9 protein-coding genes and 1 pseudogene are annotated in these 16,343 nt (G+C 41.4%); 9 read left to right on the top strand and 1 reads right to left on the bottom strand.

What is annotated here, in order from left to right:
* Positions 1-394: 394 nt before the first annotated feature.
* The 9 genes and pseudogenes from RMX98_RS24380 to RMX98_RS24340 all read left to right on the top strand — a co-directional run bounded on the left by RMX98_RS24380 (position 395) and on the right by RMX98_RS24340 (position 15,559).
* Positions 395-799, top strand: a complete 405-nt coding sequence (locus RMX98_RS24380) for a GPW/gp25 family protein (RefSeq protein WP_322675794.1) — start codon at positions 395-397, stop codon at positions 797-799.
* Between the two features lie 173 nt (positions 800-972).
* The gene (locus tag RMX98_RS24375; protein WP_322675793.1) at positions 973-3,174 is read left to right on the top strand and encodes a putative baseplate assembly protein; all 2,202 of its coding nucleotides are present in this window, start codon (positions 973-975) and stop codon (positions 3,172-3,174) included.
* Between the two features lie 140 nt (positions 3,175-3,314).
* Positions 3,315-4,352, top strand: coding sequence for a phage tail protein (locus tag RMX98_RS24370; RefSeq protein ID WP_322675792.1), 1,038 nt, complete (start codon positions 3,315-3,317; stop codon positions 4,350-4,352).
* A 179-nt stretch (positions 4,353-4,531) separates the two neighbouring features.
* Positions 4,532-5,866, top strand: coding sequence for a hypothetical protein (locus RMX98_RS24365; protein ID WP_322675791.1), 1,335 nt, complete (start codon positions 4,532-4,534; stop codon positions 5,864-5,866).
* Between the two features lie 39 nt (positions 5,867-5,905).
* Positions 5,906-7,672, top strand: coding sequence for a cache domain-containing protein (locus tag RMX98_RS24360; RefSeq protein WP_322675790.1), 1,767 nt, complete (start codon positions 5,906-5,908; stop codon positions 7,670-7,672).
* Positions 7,673-7,719: 47 nt separating this feature from the next.
* Positions 7,720-9,933: a hypothetical protein gene (locus RMX98_RS24355; protein ID WP_322675789.1), complete on the top strand. Its 2,214-nt coding sequence runs from the start codon at positions 7,720-7,722 to the stop codon at positions 9,931-9,933.
* Positions 9,934-9,995: 62 nt separating this feature from the next.
* A complete protein-coding gene (locus RMX98_RS24350; protein WP_322675788.1) occupies positions 9,996-12,563 on the top strand; it encodes a hypothetical protein in 2,568 nt (855 codons plus the stop codon).
* Positions 12,564-12,565: 2 nt separating this feature from the next.
* A pseudogene (locus tag RMX98_RS24345) lies at positions 12,566-12,724 on the top strand (IS701 family transposase); the annotation flags it as partial.
* Between the two features lie 381 nt (positions 12,725-13,105).
* On the top strand, positions 13,106-15,559 hold the full coding sequence (locus tag RMX98_RS24340; protein WP_322675787.1) for a hypothetical protein: 2,454 nt from the start codon (positions 13,106-13,108) through the stop codon (positions 15,557-15,559).
* 260 nt (positions 15,560-15,819) lie between these two features.
* On the opposite strand, the gene RMX98_RS24335 is transcribed toward RMX98_RS24340, so the two are convergent.
* Positions 15,820-16,152, bottom strand: a complete 333-nt coding sequence (locus tag RMX98_RS24335; protein ID WP_409881792.1) for a hypothetical protein — start codon at positions 16,150-16,152, stop codon at positions 15,820-15,822.
* Positions 16,153-16,343: the final 191 nt, after the last annotated feature.

The following is a 16,343-nucleotide window of genomic DNA, read 5'->3' as shown; positions in this document are numbered from 1 at the left end:
TACCGTGTACACACAAGTCGAATTTCTTCTTAAATGTAGTCGTTTATTGAATTCAAGCAGTGGTTAGGGTGGGGTAAAACCCAGATTCTTGAGCCACTTCAGACTTGTGTATACACCGTAGCTTGGAAAGGGGGGAAAAATAAATCTTGTTCCCTCCCCTTTCCAAGAGAAACCGGAAATCAAGTTCCCTTCCTTTCTTCCGGTGGCAATTCCTCCCCACCAACTTAGAAAGGGGGAAACCGTAAATCAAGTTCCCTCCCCTTTATTAGGGTCGGGTTAGGGAGGGGTATTAATGAATACCTACATCACTTTTTTCGGGATTTAATAATCAATCTAGTTCCGATTTGGGACTAGATGTTAAATACCGAAAACTACTCAAACTCAGAAGAGTAATATGTCAGAAGAAAACAACGAAACCCATTTGGGTAAAGGATGGGCATTTCCACTCGGAGTTAGCGTTCAGGGAACTGTACAACAAAGTTCCATAATCCCAAATATAGAGGAATCAATACTGATTATTTTGCGGACTCGATTGGGTGAAAGGGTGTATCGACCAGATTTTGGCTGTCGTTTAGAAGAGTTAATCTTTGCACCAATGAATACACAAACGCTGTTGCTGGCAAAACTGTATACCCAAGAAGCACTAGTGAAATGGGAACCCCGAATTATCCTTGATGCGGTGCGTACCGAACCAGATCCAGTCCGCGATCGCTTAGACATTATTATTGAATATCACCCCAGGAATAGCCACGAACAGCGCAGTTTGGTTTTTCCGTTTTATCTTATGGCTAATAGTTAATGGCTAATGGCTAATGGTTAATGGCTAATGGCTAATGGCTAATGGTTAATGGCTAATCGAAAAAACAATCAACAATCAGCAATTAGCAATTAGCAATCAGCAATCAGCAATTAGCAATTAGCAATCAGCAATCAGCAATTAGCAATTAGCAATTAGCAATTATCAATTAAAAAATGACCATAGAATTTGAATTTTTACCAAAACTACCAAAATCAAATTTAGACGATCGCACCTTCAAAGACTTAGTAGACGAGTGCATTCTTCGCATCCCGCGCTATTGTCCTGAGTGGACGAATTACAATCCGGGCGACCCTGGTATCACGCTGGTAGAACTGTTTGCGTGGCTGACTGACCAGATGATGGTGCGCTTTAACCAAGTGCCGCGACGTAATTTTGTCGTTTTTCTGGAAATGCTCGGTATTCGCTTGCTCCCAGCCGCCCCAGCCCAAACAGAACTAACGTTCTACCTGAGTTCATCCCTTCCCCATACTTACGAAATTCCCGCAGGTAGAGAAGTTGCGACTATTCGCACGGAAACAGAAGAGGCAATTGTCTTTAGTACTGACGAAACTCTGAGAATTGGTCAGCCGGAAATTACCCACTTGCTGAGTGCGAGGACGGCAGAAACAACACCAACTGTATTACGCGATCGCCTGACAAATCTCTGGACGCGACATAATGACAATTGGGAAGGTCGCGCCCAGTCGATTTTTGAAGAACATCCCCAACCTGGAAACTGTTTTTACCTGGTATTCAGTCCCGAACAGCCAATTAGCGGCAACGTTCTCGCCATCAAACTACGGGGAGAAGCCGCTACATCGACAGGTATCAACCCAGATAAACCGCCCCGCCATTGGGAAGCTTGGAATGGGCAATTTTGGCAACCGATTCTCTTGCAAGAGTCCGATGATGGCACCCGTGGTTTCAGCTTTAGTGATGGGCAACCCCCCGCCCCCAACACCGTTGCCGAAGCTGATGTCGTCCTGCACTTGCCTCAAGAATTTCCCGTCACCTACTTTGCCGCTTATCAGGGACGCTGGCTGCGCTGTGTTTATACGCTACCAATGGGTACACAGTCAGGATACACTTACTCGCCTCAATTAATCAGCATTTCCGCTCGTTCCATAGGCGGTACGGTGAATGCTAGTCAGTGTAATTTAGTACTAGATGAATTAATTGGTAAAAGTGACGGCACTCCCGGACAGAAATTTCAACTGCAAAATACCTCAATTTTGCCACGAGAACCAGGAGAATACATTCTGATATCGCCGCCTGGAGGGTTGCCGGAGATTTGGAGCGAGGTCAACGATTTTGCTGATTCGAGTCCATCTGACCGCCATTATCGGATAGATTCACTTACAGGAGAAGTGCAGTTTGGTTTTTTAATTCGGGAACCAGCCCAGATGCGGGAAGAAGTACAGCTACGGGGAAGAATACAAATCACTGGTGAAAGCCTCACCCAACTTGGAGAACAAGCGCACTTTGTCCAACAGATGGAACGACAGTATGGAGCCATCCCCCCCAAAGGTTCGCTGATTCGGATGGTTGCATACCGCACAGGAGGCGGACGCAAAGGCAACGTCACTAGCGGCTCTTTACGAATTCCCAAAACCGCAATTCCTTATGTAGAAAGGGTAATCAATCATGTCCCCGCTCGAAATGGTGCTGATGCGGAATCTTTAGAAGATGCCGTGATGCGAGTGCCACGAATACTTAGAACACGCGATCGGGCCGTCACTCCCGAAGACTTTGAGACTTTGGCACTGCAAGCTGGCAGAGGTGCAGTTTCCCGTGTCTGTTGCCCTCTACGCGCCAATGACGAAACTACCAGAGGCATAGTTGACTTGTTAATTGTTCCGCAAGCCAACACAGACAGCATAAACCGTGCCGAAGGCATCAACCCGACTCAATTTGTACTCAATCAAGCCCTGCAAACACAAATCCTCAGTTACCTAGATGAGCGACGCTTATTGGGCGTACAAGTGCGGCTGCGGGAACCAGAATATGTTGGTGTTGCCGTACAAGCAGAAGTGGGGCTAGAGCCAGAATACAACAATCCTCATGCACAGCAAGCGATTATCCGCAGCTTGCAAGTAGCCTTATACCGCTTTCTCAACCCACTTACAGGTGGGCTTGATGGTAAAGGCTGGCAATTTGGTGCTAGCGTCTACCCTTCAGATATCGTCAATTTATTTCAGAAAACAACCGGAGTCCGCTTTCTCGGAACCATCCTTTTATTTGAACTCCGCCGACAAGATTCCACTTGGACGCGCTCTCTAGCACCTAATAACATCATCAACCCCGGAACTTTGGGACTAATCTGCTCCTGGGCAGATAGTGAACTGCGATCGAGTCATGCAATTACTGTAATTTAGTCAATTGCTAATTGCTAAATGCTAATTGCTGATTGCTAATTGGGATTGGTGATTGTTTTTCCGATTAGCCATTAACCATTAGCAATTAATCATTAGCCATTAGCAATTAACCATTAGCCATTAACCATTAGCCATTAACCATGACACAATCCCACAAAAACCAACTTCTCAGTCTGCAATTGACTCCAATGCAAATTCCGGAGGCAGTACCAGTTTCCGAAGTAAAACGCCCTATTTCTTGGGGAGGAATGGGTACAAACGCTCAAGAGCGCCCGAATTTAAACTTGTTGCTGCGCCCAGGAGAACCGAGCGAGATGGTGGTACAACTGAGAAATGTGGGATCTCGCCCCGTACAGTTGGATTTGCAAGTAAAAGGAGACTTTCCTCAAGAATGGTGTCGCATTGGGATGGAGGGATCTGAAGTCCGTGTGGGTCAGCAGATGGAAGGAGTGCTGTATTTTAGGATACCTACTGACTTTTTTGAGTCCCTCTCAGCGTTACACCCTAACGAAACTCTCAAGCTCAACTATATAGTTCATCTCCACGCCTACTTAATTGAATCAGACACAAGTAGGCGACAAGTAGAGAGTACTACATTCAATCTTTATGTACGTCCTCCCAGTCTATACCTCAACTTCCTGCCTGCTATTTATCGGGAAGTGGATTTTGTCGGGCGTTTTCTGAAAATCTTTGAGCAAAGCTTAGAACCTTGCGTTCATACCTTAGAAAATCTCTGGGCTTACCTCGATCCCTTGACTGCACCTCAAGCGATGTTACCATTTCTGGCTCATTGGGTAGCTTGGAATCAAACACCACAAATCGGACTGGAACGACAACGCTATTTGATTAAAAGCGCTATGCAGATTTATCAATGGCGTGGTACGCGGCGGGGATTGCGTTTTTACTTGCACTTAGCAACAGAGTTACCTTTAGATGACCACATATCTGATGAAAAAGATAAGCATATTGGAATTACCGAATTTTTTAGTCGAGGGTGTGTGTTTGGAGAAGCAAAATTAGGGGAAGACTCTATTGTGGGTGGTAGCCGCCCGTTCCATTTCACACTGCATTTGCGCCCAGAAAATAAAAATCAAATTGATGAGTCTTTTGTTCGTAGTGTTATTGAACAAGAAAAACCTGCATTTTGTACTTATGATTTAATTATTCAGAATAGCTAATGGCTAATGGCTAATAGCTAATAGCTAATGGCAAATAGCTAAGAATATGAATAAAAAACCGCAGAGGAGAAAAACAGAGAAATGTTATTATTACGAATCATTTAAAATTTATATTTCTAATTAGCAATTAGCCATTAGCCATTAGCTATTAACAATTAACAATTAACAATTAAAATTTTATGTCCTCACCCTTTCCACCTTTATCAATTAAGCCTTTACAACGATTACAAGTTAATAATGGTTTGCTGCTCACAGCCGAGCATTGGCGATTGGCTCATGATTATCACCGCCAACGTCAGAATATTTATTATCAGTCGCTACATCAAGCTGGTATTGTTAGCGGACTGGGAGTTTGCGTAATTCCACCACCTTCTGAAGTAGCACAAGAATACCGAGATGGGCGCTGGCTGCTAATTCAACCGGGGGTTGCCATTGACCACAATGGCAACCCCATCGTCGTACCGCAGCCACTAGCATTTCATATTGCTTCAGAGCCATCTATTAGCGGTTCTTTGGTGGTATACGTAGTGATTAATTATGTAGATCCAGACCGTCTGCAAGGTTTGGAAGAACGGCAACTGCTTCAAGAAACTTTTCGGATTGATGAAAAGATTACACCACCAAATGATACTGATGTAGAACTGTGTCGGATTTTGCTCGAACCTGGTGAGGTGCAGCTAGAATCAGCCGCAGATGTTCTAAATCCTGAAGCGAATCAGTTGGATCTACGCTACCGCAAGCTGGCACAAGTCCGAAGTTTAGAACAAGTTCGAGTAGCACAGGTAATTCCGGGACAGACGGGGGATGCTGTGACTTTTGCAAAGTTTTCTTACCTGATGCAATCAGTTACGGCTCTTTACCCAGCTATACAGGGAACAGTTAACCAGGTGACATTGCAAGCAGGTGCAGAGCAATTAGATTACGATTTGCTCTTTTTCACGCTTGGGCAACTGTTGACATTGCAAGAGTCTGAGCGTCAGACTTTACGTCAATATTTGGCAGGTGGGGCAGTGATACTGCTAGAAGTGTCGATACAAGAGGCGAATATTGTTGAACTAAGCGCCGTCAGACAGCAATTGCGATTTGCGATCGCCAATCTCACCGATGAGTCTGAAATCGCCTCAATTCGTCAAGACCTAGAAACCGAACTCAACGCCGTTGAGTCAAATTTAACTCAGCAGTTACAGGAATTTTCGCAACCAATCCGCGATTTCGCTGAAGATATGGGCATTAATACCGTCAATTCAGATACTTTGAGTTATAACCATACTTTACGTAATCAACCATTTCTCTTTGCTCAATTGCCAATTGTGCAAAATTACCCGATTCACCTATTTAACTGGGGTGGCATTGTACTGGTAGTTGGTTCACTTTCTAGCGCTTGGGGAATTGATGATACTTTATCGCTATCAAGAGAAACTATTCGCAGTGCCCAAGAAATGGGAATTAATATTTTGCATTTTGCATGGCATCGCCATCAATTAACGCAGTTGCAGCAAATGCTCAACAGTTAATCACAATTAGCCATTAGCTATTAACAACTAACTAAAAAAATGCCTTCCATCAGGACAACTGTTCCAATTGCCTTTTTAGTTCCCTTATTAACCTGCGTAGGAGTGTTGGGAACGATTGCTTTATATACAGGTTATCGCAATGCTGAAAAGTTTTCACATCAAAGTATGGAGATGATGAGTGCTCGGATTACAGAAAATTTGAAAAAATATGTAGAAACCCCACATCTAATTAATCAAATAAATGCTGATGCAATCGTGCAGGATGAATTAAATTTGAATGAACCGAATAAATTGGAGCGCCATTTTTGGTATCAAGCTAAGGTATTTAAATCTGTGAATGGCATTCAATTTGGTTATGAAACAGCTGGTCAGCTACGAAGTGTTGTTAGAGATCGGAGTAATAAGGATGAACTGATGTTTAATGTTGCCGATGCATCTACTAATATGACATCTGTAGTCTATGAAGCAGACGAGCTAGGAAATCGCGGCAAAGAGTTAGGTAAACCATCAAAATACGATGCCCGCACTCGTCAATGGTATCAAACGGCGGTGAAAGCTAGAAAACCGATTTGGACGGAAATTTTTGAGAAAAAAACTACTCAAGAAACTCAACTGCGCGTCTCAGCAGTACGTCCTGTTTATCAACACGGTAGTGGTAAGCTGCAAGGCGTTTTAGCTGTTGATTTTTTCCTGACTCAAATCGGTGAATTTCTCAAGAAATTGAGTCACGGTAATTCTAGGGAAATTTTTATTGTAGAACGTTCTGGAGAATTAATTGCTGCATCCACTGAGAGTCGTATTTTTGATGATAATGCCAAGCAAATTCAAGCTACAAACTTTGTTCAAGAGCCTCTGATTAAAGCCACTGCTGAATATGTGAACAAAAAATACAGTGGCTTTAGCAAGATTCAGGAAGAACAGCCATTCAAGTTTTATTCACCAAAGGGAGAAGTGGAATGGGTGAAAATCAAACCCTTTCAAGACAAATATGGTCTTAACTGGTTGATAGTTGTGGTTGTTCCAGAAAAAGAATTTATGGAAGGTTTCCAGCGCACTAGAGATGTCACTATTGTTATAGGACTGAGTGCGTTAGCGTTCAGCTTACTGCTGGGACTAGTGGTGACTCGCTGGTTAACCAAGCCTATCTTGGAAATGAATGATGCAGCAAAGCAAATTGCATCTAGTGAATTTGATTTAAATAGGCTCGCACTCATTGCTAAACGTTCTGATGAAATTGGACAATTGGCGCGGGTATTTCAAGAGATGGCTGACATAGTTTATAGCCGTGAAAAGACTCTCAAAGACCGGGTGCAGCAGTTGCTTTCGGAAACTGACAAAGCCAAGAAAACTGCTTTATTAAAGCAGATGACTGGTAATGTTGATTTTCAAGAATTATTAATGCGATCGCGTTCGTGCAGGGAAAAAACTACATTTAATACACCCAATTTAAGCAACCTACTGCACCTCGTTCCTTCTTTTCAACATTTAAATTCTATTCAATTACAAAAACTTATTAACATTGGACATCAAAATACCTTATTTATAGACACTGTAATTTTTCATGAAGATGAACTAAACGACAAATTCTATCTGATTATTACAGGCAGCGTCGAACTCTATATTGAAAAATTACAAAAGCCTTTAAAAATTCTCTCTGCTGGAGACTTTTTTGGCGAAGAATCTTTGTTATCTAACACTCCCCAGGTTGCAACAGCACGCACCTTAGAACCAACCACTTTGTTTATGATTGACCAACACGAATGGCAAACACTATTCCCGCATCAAAAACAACTGACTAATAGCTAATTTTTAATAGCAATTAGCAATTAGCAATCAGCAATCAGCAATTTTATATGTTAAAAGAACTTATATTTACGAATATTTCCACACAAGAAATAACATTTGAACCTGGGGGAAACCCTGTATCTTTTGATGTTATGGTGGTTAATAATAGCGACCAGTTTGCAACTTTTCAGGTAGAATTATTAGCAGCTGGGGCTAAAACTGGTAAAAGTGCTAATTGGTACAGAGTAACCCCAGAAGTTTGTACTAAAAAACCTCCAGGTGACTCAACTCAGTTTTCTATCACCGTACTTGATAGCCCTAAACCTGGATTTACAGGTTTGATGACTATCGCAGTGCGGGTTTTTTCTCTAGAGTTACCGTCTTCAGATAGTCGCTTGGTGGTGAGGTTGATAATACCAGGAACAGGCGCCGCGGCACCGCAACTGGACTTACCTAACAAAGAATTTAAGGGCTATCCGGGAGACAAGTTTCAGATTCCTGTTTCCCTAGAAAGCTATAGTCCACGAGCTACCAAAGTTACTCTGCGTTTGTTAGGTTTAGATCCCTCGTGGTTTCCAGAGGGAACAGAGAAGCGTCTGCTACTTCCTGTAGATGAAAAGATAAAAGAAGTTTTCGAGTGCCAGATTCCGACTACTGCGGAAGCATTAAGCGATCGCTACGCCTTCACTGTTGAAGCAAATCAGCCAGAAGCGCCTTTGGTTCATGCCCAAGGCTATTTAACTGTTTTGCCTGAAGGGTTTATAGATTTTGAATGTATTCCTTTACGCCAAAAAATACCAAATAAATCCGGTGGGTGGCGCGATGGAAATGCCAATACTGCTGAATATACGCTGCAATTTGATAATCAAAGTAATCTCCGTCAGGAAGCTTGTGTTGAAGTCAGTTATGTGGAGGAGGAAAAAAAGACTTTAAATTTCATATTTGGGATTGTAAATTCAATTAAATCTAAAATCCGTCTTCTCAGGCAGTCAAAGAATGGAAACGAGCCAATCCCAAATTCCCAATCCCAAATTTCAAGTCTTGAATTTGAGGTGATACCAGAAAAAGCAGACCTCAAAGAGGGAGGACTAACGCACTTTAGCCTCAAGGTGAAGCAAAAACGCCCTTGGTTGGGGAGGACAAAACGCAAATTTTTACAAGCCAAAGCTGTCACAGATGATAGCCGGATTGAAGTACACAATGATACCCAAACTTTAGATTTACAGGTGCTGCCTGTAATTCCCGAATGGCTGCAACTGGGAGGACTATGCATCGGAGTGCTGTTGAGTTTAGCTTTAGGTAATTGGTTACGTTGCCTTGGCCAACAACACACAGATACAGTCAACACTGTTCGGTTCAACGGATTGGCTGAGGAAGTGGTTAGCGGTTCTAATGACCAAACTATCCGCCGATGGCGCGTGGAATCAAATGGGTTAGCGTTTCTAGGAATGTTGGTACGAGCAAATAAAGCCGTGCGAGTGGTGCGTTACCGTCCCGTGAACAACGACAAAGTAGCAGTAGGTTTTGAAAACGGTCAAATTCAGTTGTTTAATTTGCTGTCAGGAAAAGCCGAGCCTCCCTTCACCGCTAAAATAGATGACCGTGTATTTGATTTGATGTTTACCAAAGACTCGCGATCGCTATTTAGCGGTCATGGTAGCGGATTAGTTGTACAGTGGACGCTAGATGGGTTATCAAGCCGGATATTCCGCAAGCAACAGGTAGGATTTGCGGTGAATGCCTTGGCTTTGGTTGGGGAAGCAGAAAGTCATCTCGCAATTGCTGGCAGATTCAACCAACTAACTCTTTGGGATTTGAAAGCTAATCAATTACGTTCTGTATCTACTGGTTCTAACACTAATAAAGACTATATTTTTACTTTAGCCTCTAGTGACAGCAAGCCTAATCTGTTAGTAACTGGAGACAACCAAGGCACGATCAAAATTTGGAACTTACGTCCTTGCTTGAGGAGCAAAGCTAAATGTGAATTGGTAGATGAGTGGACTGCCGATTCGCAAGCAGTGCGTGCAGTAGCTATGAGTAGTGATGGTTGTTACTTGGCAAGTGCAGGCGAAAGCGGTCAGACAAAGCTTTGGTCTTTGAATGAGCAGGGTGAGCGTAGCAGTAAAAATTTAACAGGTAAAGTACTCATCCACTCTGCAAAATCGCTGACAAGTGTTGACATAATACGCATTCGAGATGAAATTTTAGTTATCAGTGGCTCAGAAGAACATTTAGTGAAACAGCAACGTGTTAAACAGTTTCTCTCGGATTGTAGTTAATTGCTAATTGCTAATTGCTAATTGCCATTAGCCATTAGCTCTTCTCCAAAAAAAACAAGATAATGTTAAGCAAACATTTGGACTCACATATAGATACACAACTGAGTAGCAGTTTTCTCAACTCTACTCGCTTAAAACCACTCTTCGTGATTTTAAGCGCTTCTGGCAAAGATGCTGTGTCGGCAGGGTCAACTTTTGTTTTAAGTGTGACGCTAGGCAATAAGGGCAAGCAAAGTGCTGTTATAGAAGTCTACATTGAGGAAATATCATCAGGTGTGCGCTCTTGGTGTACTTCTGGGCGAGAATATTTGGCGTTGGGGTCAGAACAGAGTGAAGAGGTCGTCTTTACATTTCATGTGCCTGTTGATACGCTACCAGGAACTTACAATTATATTTTGGTAGTTGATGCCCACGAGCATTATCCCGAAGATACACCAATTCGGTACGAACAGTATATCCAAGTGTTGCCTGCAACTAATGATATTGTTAATAGCAGTGAGCCTACGTTTATTTTACAGCCTGTCAGCAGTTCTACTAACCCGGCTGTGATTCAGCAGGGAGGGGCGTTGGCTGTTCAAGTATTGGTGCAAAACCGGGGCGATCGCGTCGATCGCTTTCGGCTGGTTTGTTTTGATTTGCCCAAAAGTTGGTTTACTATTACTTATCCTCAAGGTTTCCAAGGCGCTGGATTAATCGTTCAGTCTGACAGTTTGAACCTGAATCCAGGTGAGTGCGGGGTAATCATGCTTGCGATCGCTCCAGGGATGGATGCACTCTCTGGGAACTATGTGCCAACTTTGCGGCTATATTCGGAAAACTATCCAAACTCGATCATGCTGGATTTAGTTTACCTGCAAGTACCACCCAGACATTTACTCCAGACAGAATTACGCTCAATTATTAGTCGGGTACGAACTAAACCAGGACTATTTCAAGTACAGTTGACCAACTCCGGTAATATAGAGCGGCAGATTTCTTTACAAGTCAAGAATCTTGATGAGTTAGAAATATATTCTTACACTTTAGAGCAGTCTCAAGCACTCGTGCAGCCGCAGGAAACTGTAGGTATTAACTTGCAGGTACAGCCACAGAAGTGGTGGCGGCGTCCGCTAATGGGGGGTGGGCGAATTGTTAACTTTTGCGTTGATTTAGAAGATTTACAGCATTTGCCTATCCCTAACAATAATTTACCGGGAGTATTGGTGTGGGAAGCCCGTCCTTTATGGCAATTGTTACCTTTTTTACTTTTAGGTTTATTGAGTCTGGGGGCAGTTGCCTATTTAATTTGGTGGGTATTATTTAGAATTCCTCCGTCGCCTAAAATTGTCGAGCTGTATCCAGAAGACACTACCTATTCAGCTGTTAATGGCGATGTGGTGCATCTTGGCTGGCAAATCAGCGATGTGAATCGCCTGCAAACTCTGAAAATTGTCGGATTGTCTGTTGATGGTACACCTCTGACTCGTCCAGAAGTGTATGATTTTAATCAAGGTGTGCCTGCGGAGCTGCAACCTTTCTGCACGAAAAACCAAAGTTCGCTAACTTGTCGTCAAGTTCGCACCAGCGCACGCAAAAGCGCAACTTACGTTTTTGAAATGACTGCTCTACCAAAGCCAGGGCGGGGTGCTGTTACAGACATCGGCAAAACTAGCCCAGTAACAATTGTTCCTATTCCCCAGCCTTCTATTGTTGTTTTTAACTCAACACAACCGATATATCAAGAAGTTCGAGGACAAGAGACAGGGGAAAAAAGACAGAAGGTAGAAGTCGGAAGTCACAAGTCAAAGGGAAAAACTGAGGAATCCAGCAAGCTCGTGGATGATGAGATTCGCCTCAATTGGTCTGTGACACATCCCGAACAATTGCAATCACTACAAATTATCGGTCGTACTCCAGACAATTTAATAGTAAGTCCTGTAAAAACATACGACTTCAGCCAAGGGATTCCCCACGAGTTGCGGAGGTTATGTACTCTTGCAGAACAGCTTGTCTGTCAAAAGGTGAAAACTGGTATCAAAAAACCAGGTAGTTACGTCTTTGCACTGAAAGCAATTCCCAAAGGTGATGAAAACGACAAGATTGAACCAAAACAGACGGAAGTAATTAAAATTCTTCCCAGACCACCGCGCATTCTCAAGTTTACAATCAATGGTAAGCCTGTTAACAATAAATATCTCATTCCCATCAGCAAAGATAAAAAGGTTTTACCTCTAATTTTTGCTTGGCAGGTTGATGCTAGTGACTCTACGCAGGTTCAGCTACTTCCCGCACCTGGAAGTGTACCTCTAAAAGGCTCGATATCTCTAAATCCTGGGCCAAAACCTAGTACCATGACACTAATGCTTCAAGTTACTACTACTACTGGGCAACAGCAGGTGCGATCGCTGATTTTAGAAACCTACGATCCGCAAGCCAAAGATCCGGCTGTGGCTGCGGCAGAGGCTATGGGGCAGGCACTAATAAACGCCCAAAAAGCTGCAACTGACGAAGAGAAGAAGGCAGATACTGTTCAGAAAAAACCTCAGCAACCAAGTAAAGAGGAAGATGAAGAAGATATTAATCATGGTTCAGATGTGAAACAGCCTCCTACTCTATTCCCTTTTGAGCAGCCACCTCAATTTGATAGATAAACTTTACTAATCAAAAATCAGAAACTAAATACATTAGGGAAATAATTTATGGTAAAAAAAGAGCCATAACTTACAAGGAAATAACTATTGACCCAGAAACCATGCCAGAGAATTTTACTTCTTTTGTGATGACAAATGTTCAAGGTAATCTCAAGAAAACTTATCTTTTTCGATACAAATTTCTTTTTCGGGTAGATACCTTAGCATAATAGGAGCATAGATGGCTTCCAGCGATCGCTTCTTTCCTCATAACTGTACGTCAATACTGTTTTGCGGTTTTGACTGAGAAGATTGGAGATTGAGTGTTAGATATGGATGCTTTTTACGCATCGGTACTAGCTACGCCTAGCAAACCGTTAGTTGTTGGTGCCACAGGGCAGTCCTAATCAACCAGGCGTGGTTGTAGCTAGCGATCGCTAATATTGATAAAATTGCTTAGATATGGCAGTGTAATCAGCCTGTACCGCAAATTCTCAAAAGAGATTAAGCCGAAGATTGGCAAGTTGTCTTTATAAAATGGTGGCTTCAGCCAGTGGTGACTTATGACTAATAGCATTGATTTAACAGGAATCACCTTACCTAATGCTATCAAATTAAAACTTGGACTGTCAGAGGATGTAAATTTAGTCTCCTCAAGTTCAGGAAATTATTTAGATTTTGACCAGGATTTGCAGTTAAATTTAGACAAAATTTTTAGCATTCATAGTACAATTCCATACATAAATGTGGCACTTGATAGAATCATTGTTGAAGTATTTGGCAAACCTGAAATTAGAATATCTTCACTCAAATATAAAATTAATAAAACTTCTCAAGAAGTGGAACTCTGCTTTAAAGGATTACTAAATAACCAAGATATTGAATTATTTTTTGACAAGCAAACTACATTAAACTTGAAATTCAATGAAGATTTTGTTTTGAGCAAAATAGCTAGTCAATTTCCTATTATCAACGATTTAAAATTAAGTAAACCAGAGCTAATTATTACTGATACTGAGCATTGTTTTATACATTCAGAATTAGGTTGTATTAACTTAAACAGAGGATTTAACTTTATTGGAAATATTGATTTAAATAATCTCCAGACAAATTTGAGCAGTTTTATTCATCAAAGCTTAGGAATTGAGTGCTTAGGAGCAATAATTAACTTTAATCCGGCAGGACAGGTTAGCTTAACAGGTAATATTGCAGACGATATTCAGCTATTTTCCCGGCAACAATTTAAGGCTATTTTTAAAAACTTGCTCATCGCGTTAAATATTGGTGCTAATTTAGAGCCAAACTTTGGATTAACTGGAAATTTAATTCTTCAAGGCTACGATCCCACGCAAGAAAAAGAACCTAAGTTATTTCTCTCTGGTAGTCTCTCTCTAGAACCCGAATCTTTAACAGCATACTTTTGTCAACAAGGTGAAAAATCTTGGTTTAATCCCTATGGATTGGTAGGAACTGAACTTCGTAATATCAGGTTTCAAGGAGGCGGAACGTATTTACCTCCTTACTTTGATAACTTTGGCTTCATTGGTGATTTGAAATGGGAAAAAATAGACCTTGAGGTAGCTTTTCTGATGGACACTAATGATCCTGAAAGATTAGCTTTAATTTTAAATCCCAAGCAAGCAATTAGCTTAATAGATTTGTGGCGTGGGCCAGTCGCTTCCTTTCTTAGCAAACAAGTAGATTATTCAACGGATTTAATTAATAAAGCACTAGGGCTTTTAGAAGGCTTAGTGAACTTAAACATCGAATCAATTGATGGGGATGAAGACGGAAAAATTAATCCTTTAATTAAGTATGTTCCTTTTCCGACAGTAATTGCGGCTCAAGCGATATCAGAAGGTTTAGAAATTAATGGCAAACTTAATGCTTGGGGTCATGAGGCAATCTTAATCCTTCAAGGAGATAAAACTTTTAATAATATCTCTGGTTCATTAAAAGTTTTGGAAATTGATTTAGGATTTCTGAGAATTAAGGGAACGGATGACAATAGTTTAGATTTATCTTTAAAGGTAACGCCTAGTGAGCAGTATCTTCAGGGAGATGGTTATCTAGAAATTCTTGACAACGAAATTGCGAATGTTGAATTTAAAATTACGCCAACCAATACTACCTTTAAAAACTTTGACCTGAGTTTAGGCAATCTGTTGAGTATTGATGTTGATGCCCTGAGTATCGATATAAAATCTGGTAGCGGTAGTGGTTTAGGAACAATTTCAGTTTTTGGGAATACCCTAGCAGGCATTACGTTTGATGTTACTCAAAATACTGTCAATTTGATGAATATTCGGCTGAGTTTAGCAGGTTTCTTGACTTTGACTATTCCGAACCTCACAGTTAATTTGAAGAATCAAAGCGCAACAGGAACGGCAAATATTATTGCTTTTAATCAATCTTTGGGTAGTGGCACATTATCATTTAACACTCAAAATGTTTCAATTAATAATGTAGCTCTTAATTTAGGCAATGTTATAAAGCTCAATGTTCCTAGTTTTAAACTTGATTTAACCAATAAAAAGGTTTTTGGTTTAGGCGATGTTACTCTCTTAGGAAAACAATTCACCGCGTTAGGTATCAGCCTGAACGAGAGCGGATTTCAAGCTACAAGCAATTTCAATTTTGGCATTTTAGCTTTCAACGGCGCTACAGTCACTCTGAGTAAAGGAACTAATGGTAATATCAGCAATTCTGCCAGTATTGCAGGAAGCCTCAAGTTTTTAGGCTACACCTTTACCAATATCATGGCTAGTGTAAATAGCAGCAAATTAATTGCATCGGGTAGTTTTAATTTTGGTGGTATTCTAATACTTAAAGGAGCAAATAATCGAAGGAGTGCGACAATAACGCTTAACAGACCAAAAAACGGACTGTATAATTGGGTTAGTATTATGGGTAGCTTTTATCTGTTGGATCAAGAGTTAATATCACTCTCTATGAGCCATAACAACAATACTTTAAAAATTTTAGGTATGCATATTATCAGAAAGCTCAACCATTAAAGCACTCACGGTTAGATGAAGACTAACTTGTAAATTTATATGGGGAATTGCTAACTCTCGTCAATTTGATGTATGTCTTCAAGTGCTGAATCTAGTGAAATTGTTGGGAAAGAAAACGTTTAATTTAAAGCTTATAGAGTATTAGCGATGTCTACGACGGGCTGCGCCTACGCAATTGGCTTAATGTGGTTCAGTTAAGAAAGTTCCTCTGTGAAGGCAAAGGAACAGTTACGAAAAAGCAGGCTGAAGTTGTGATTCTCTCAATTGTAATCGTTGCCCTGCGGTGCCGATAGTTGAATCACCTCAGTAAAACGTGAATACTTAACCGCATCGGTAGGGGGATAATCTGCCGACACTGCAATCAAACCAATTTTTATATCCTCGAAATAAATTACACCCCCAATACGTCCTTCAACTTGGAAAGCGCCATGAAATAAATTATATGGAGCTATGTAGATTAGCAAAAAGTTACTAATCTTTATTGCCCTAGCAAACATCTGCTGACAAGTTTTTTGAAGGACAGCATTTAGGTATTCATTCTCAGCAGGTTCGCCCAGGTCAGTAAATTCTGGCCAATCCGCAAAATGATCCATATAAAATAGCCAGATATCGGACAAGTCTGCGTCATTCGTGAGTTTTCGCTTAAGTGACTGCAATCGATCGATATTCATATTGTGAATATTGAGTAGATGTGATACACAGACAGTACTCAGGACTTACGCAACTGTCACAAGCAATGGCGCGGTGTAGCCGCGCCGCGCGCCAAGCAACTACACGATAAACA

Source organism: Nostoc sp. DedQUE02 (genome assembly GCF_034531035.1).
GTDB lineage: Bacteria > Cyanobacteriota > Cyanobacteriia > Cyanobacteriales > Nostocaceae > Nostoc.
Note: the sequence above shows the minus strand (reverse complement) of the source record. Positions and strands in the feature narration are given on the sequence as shown.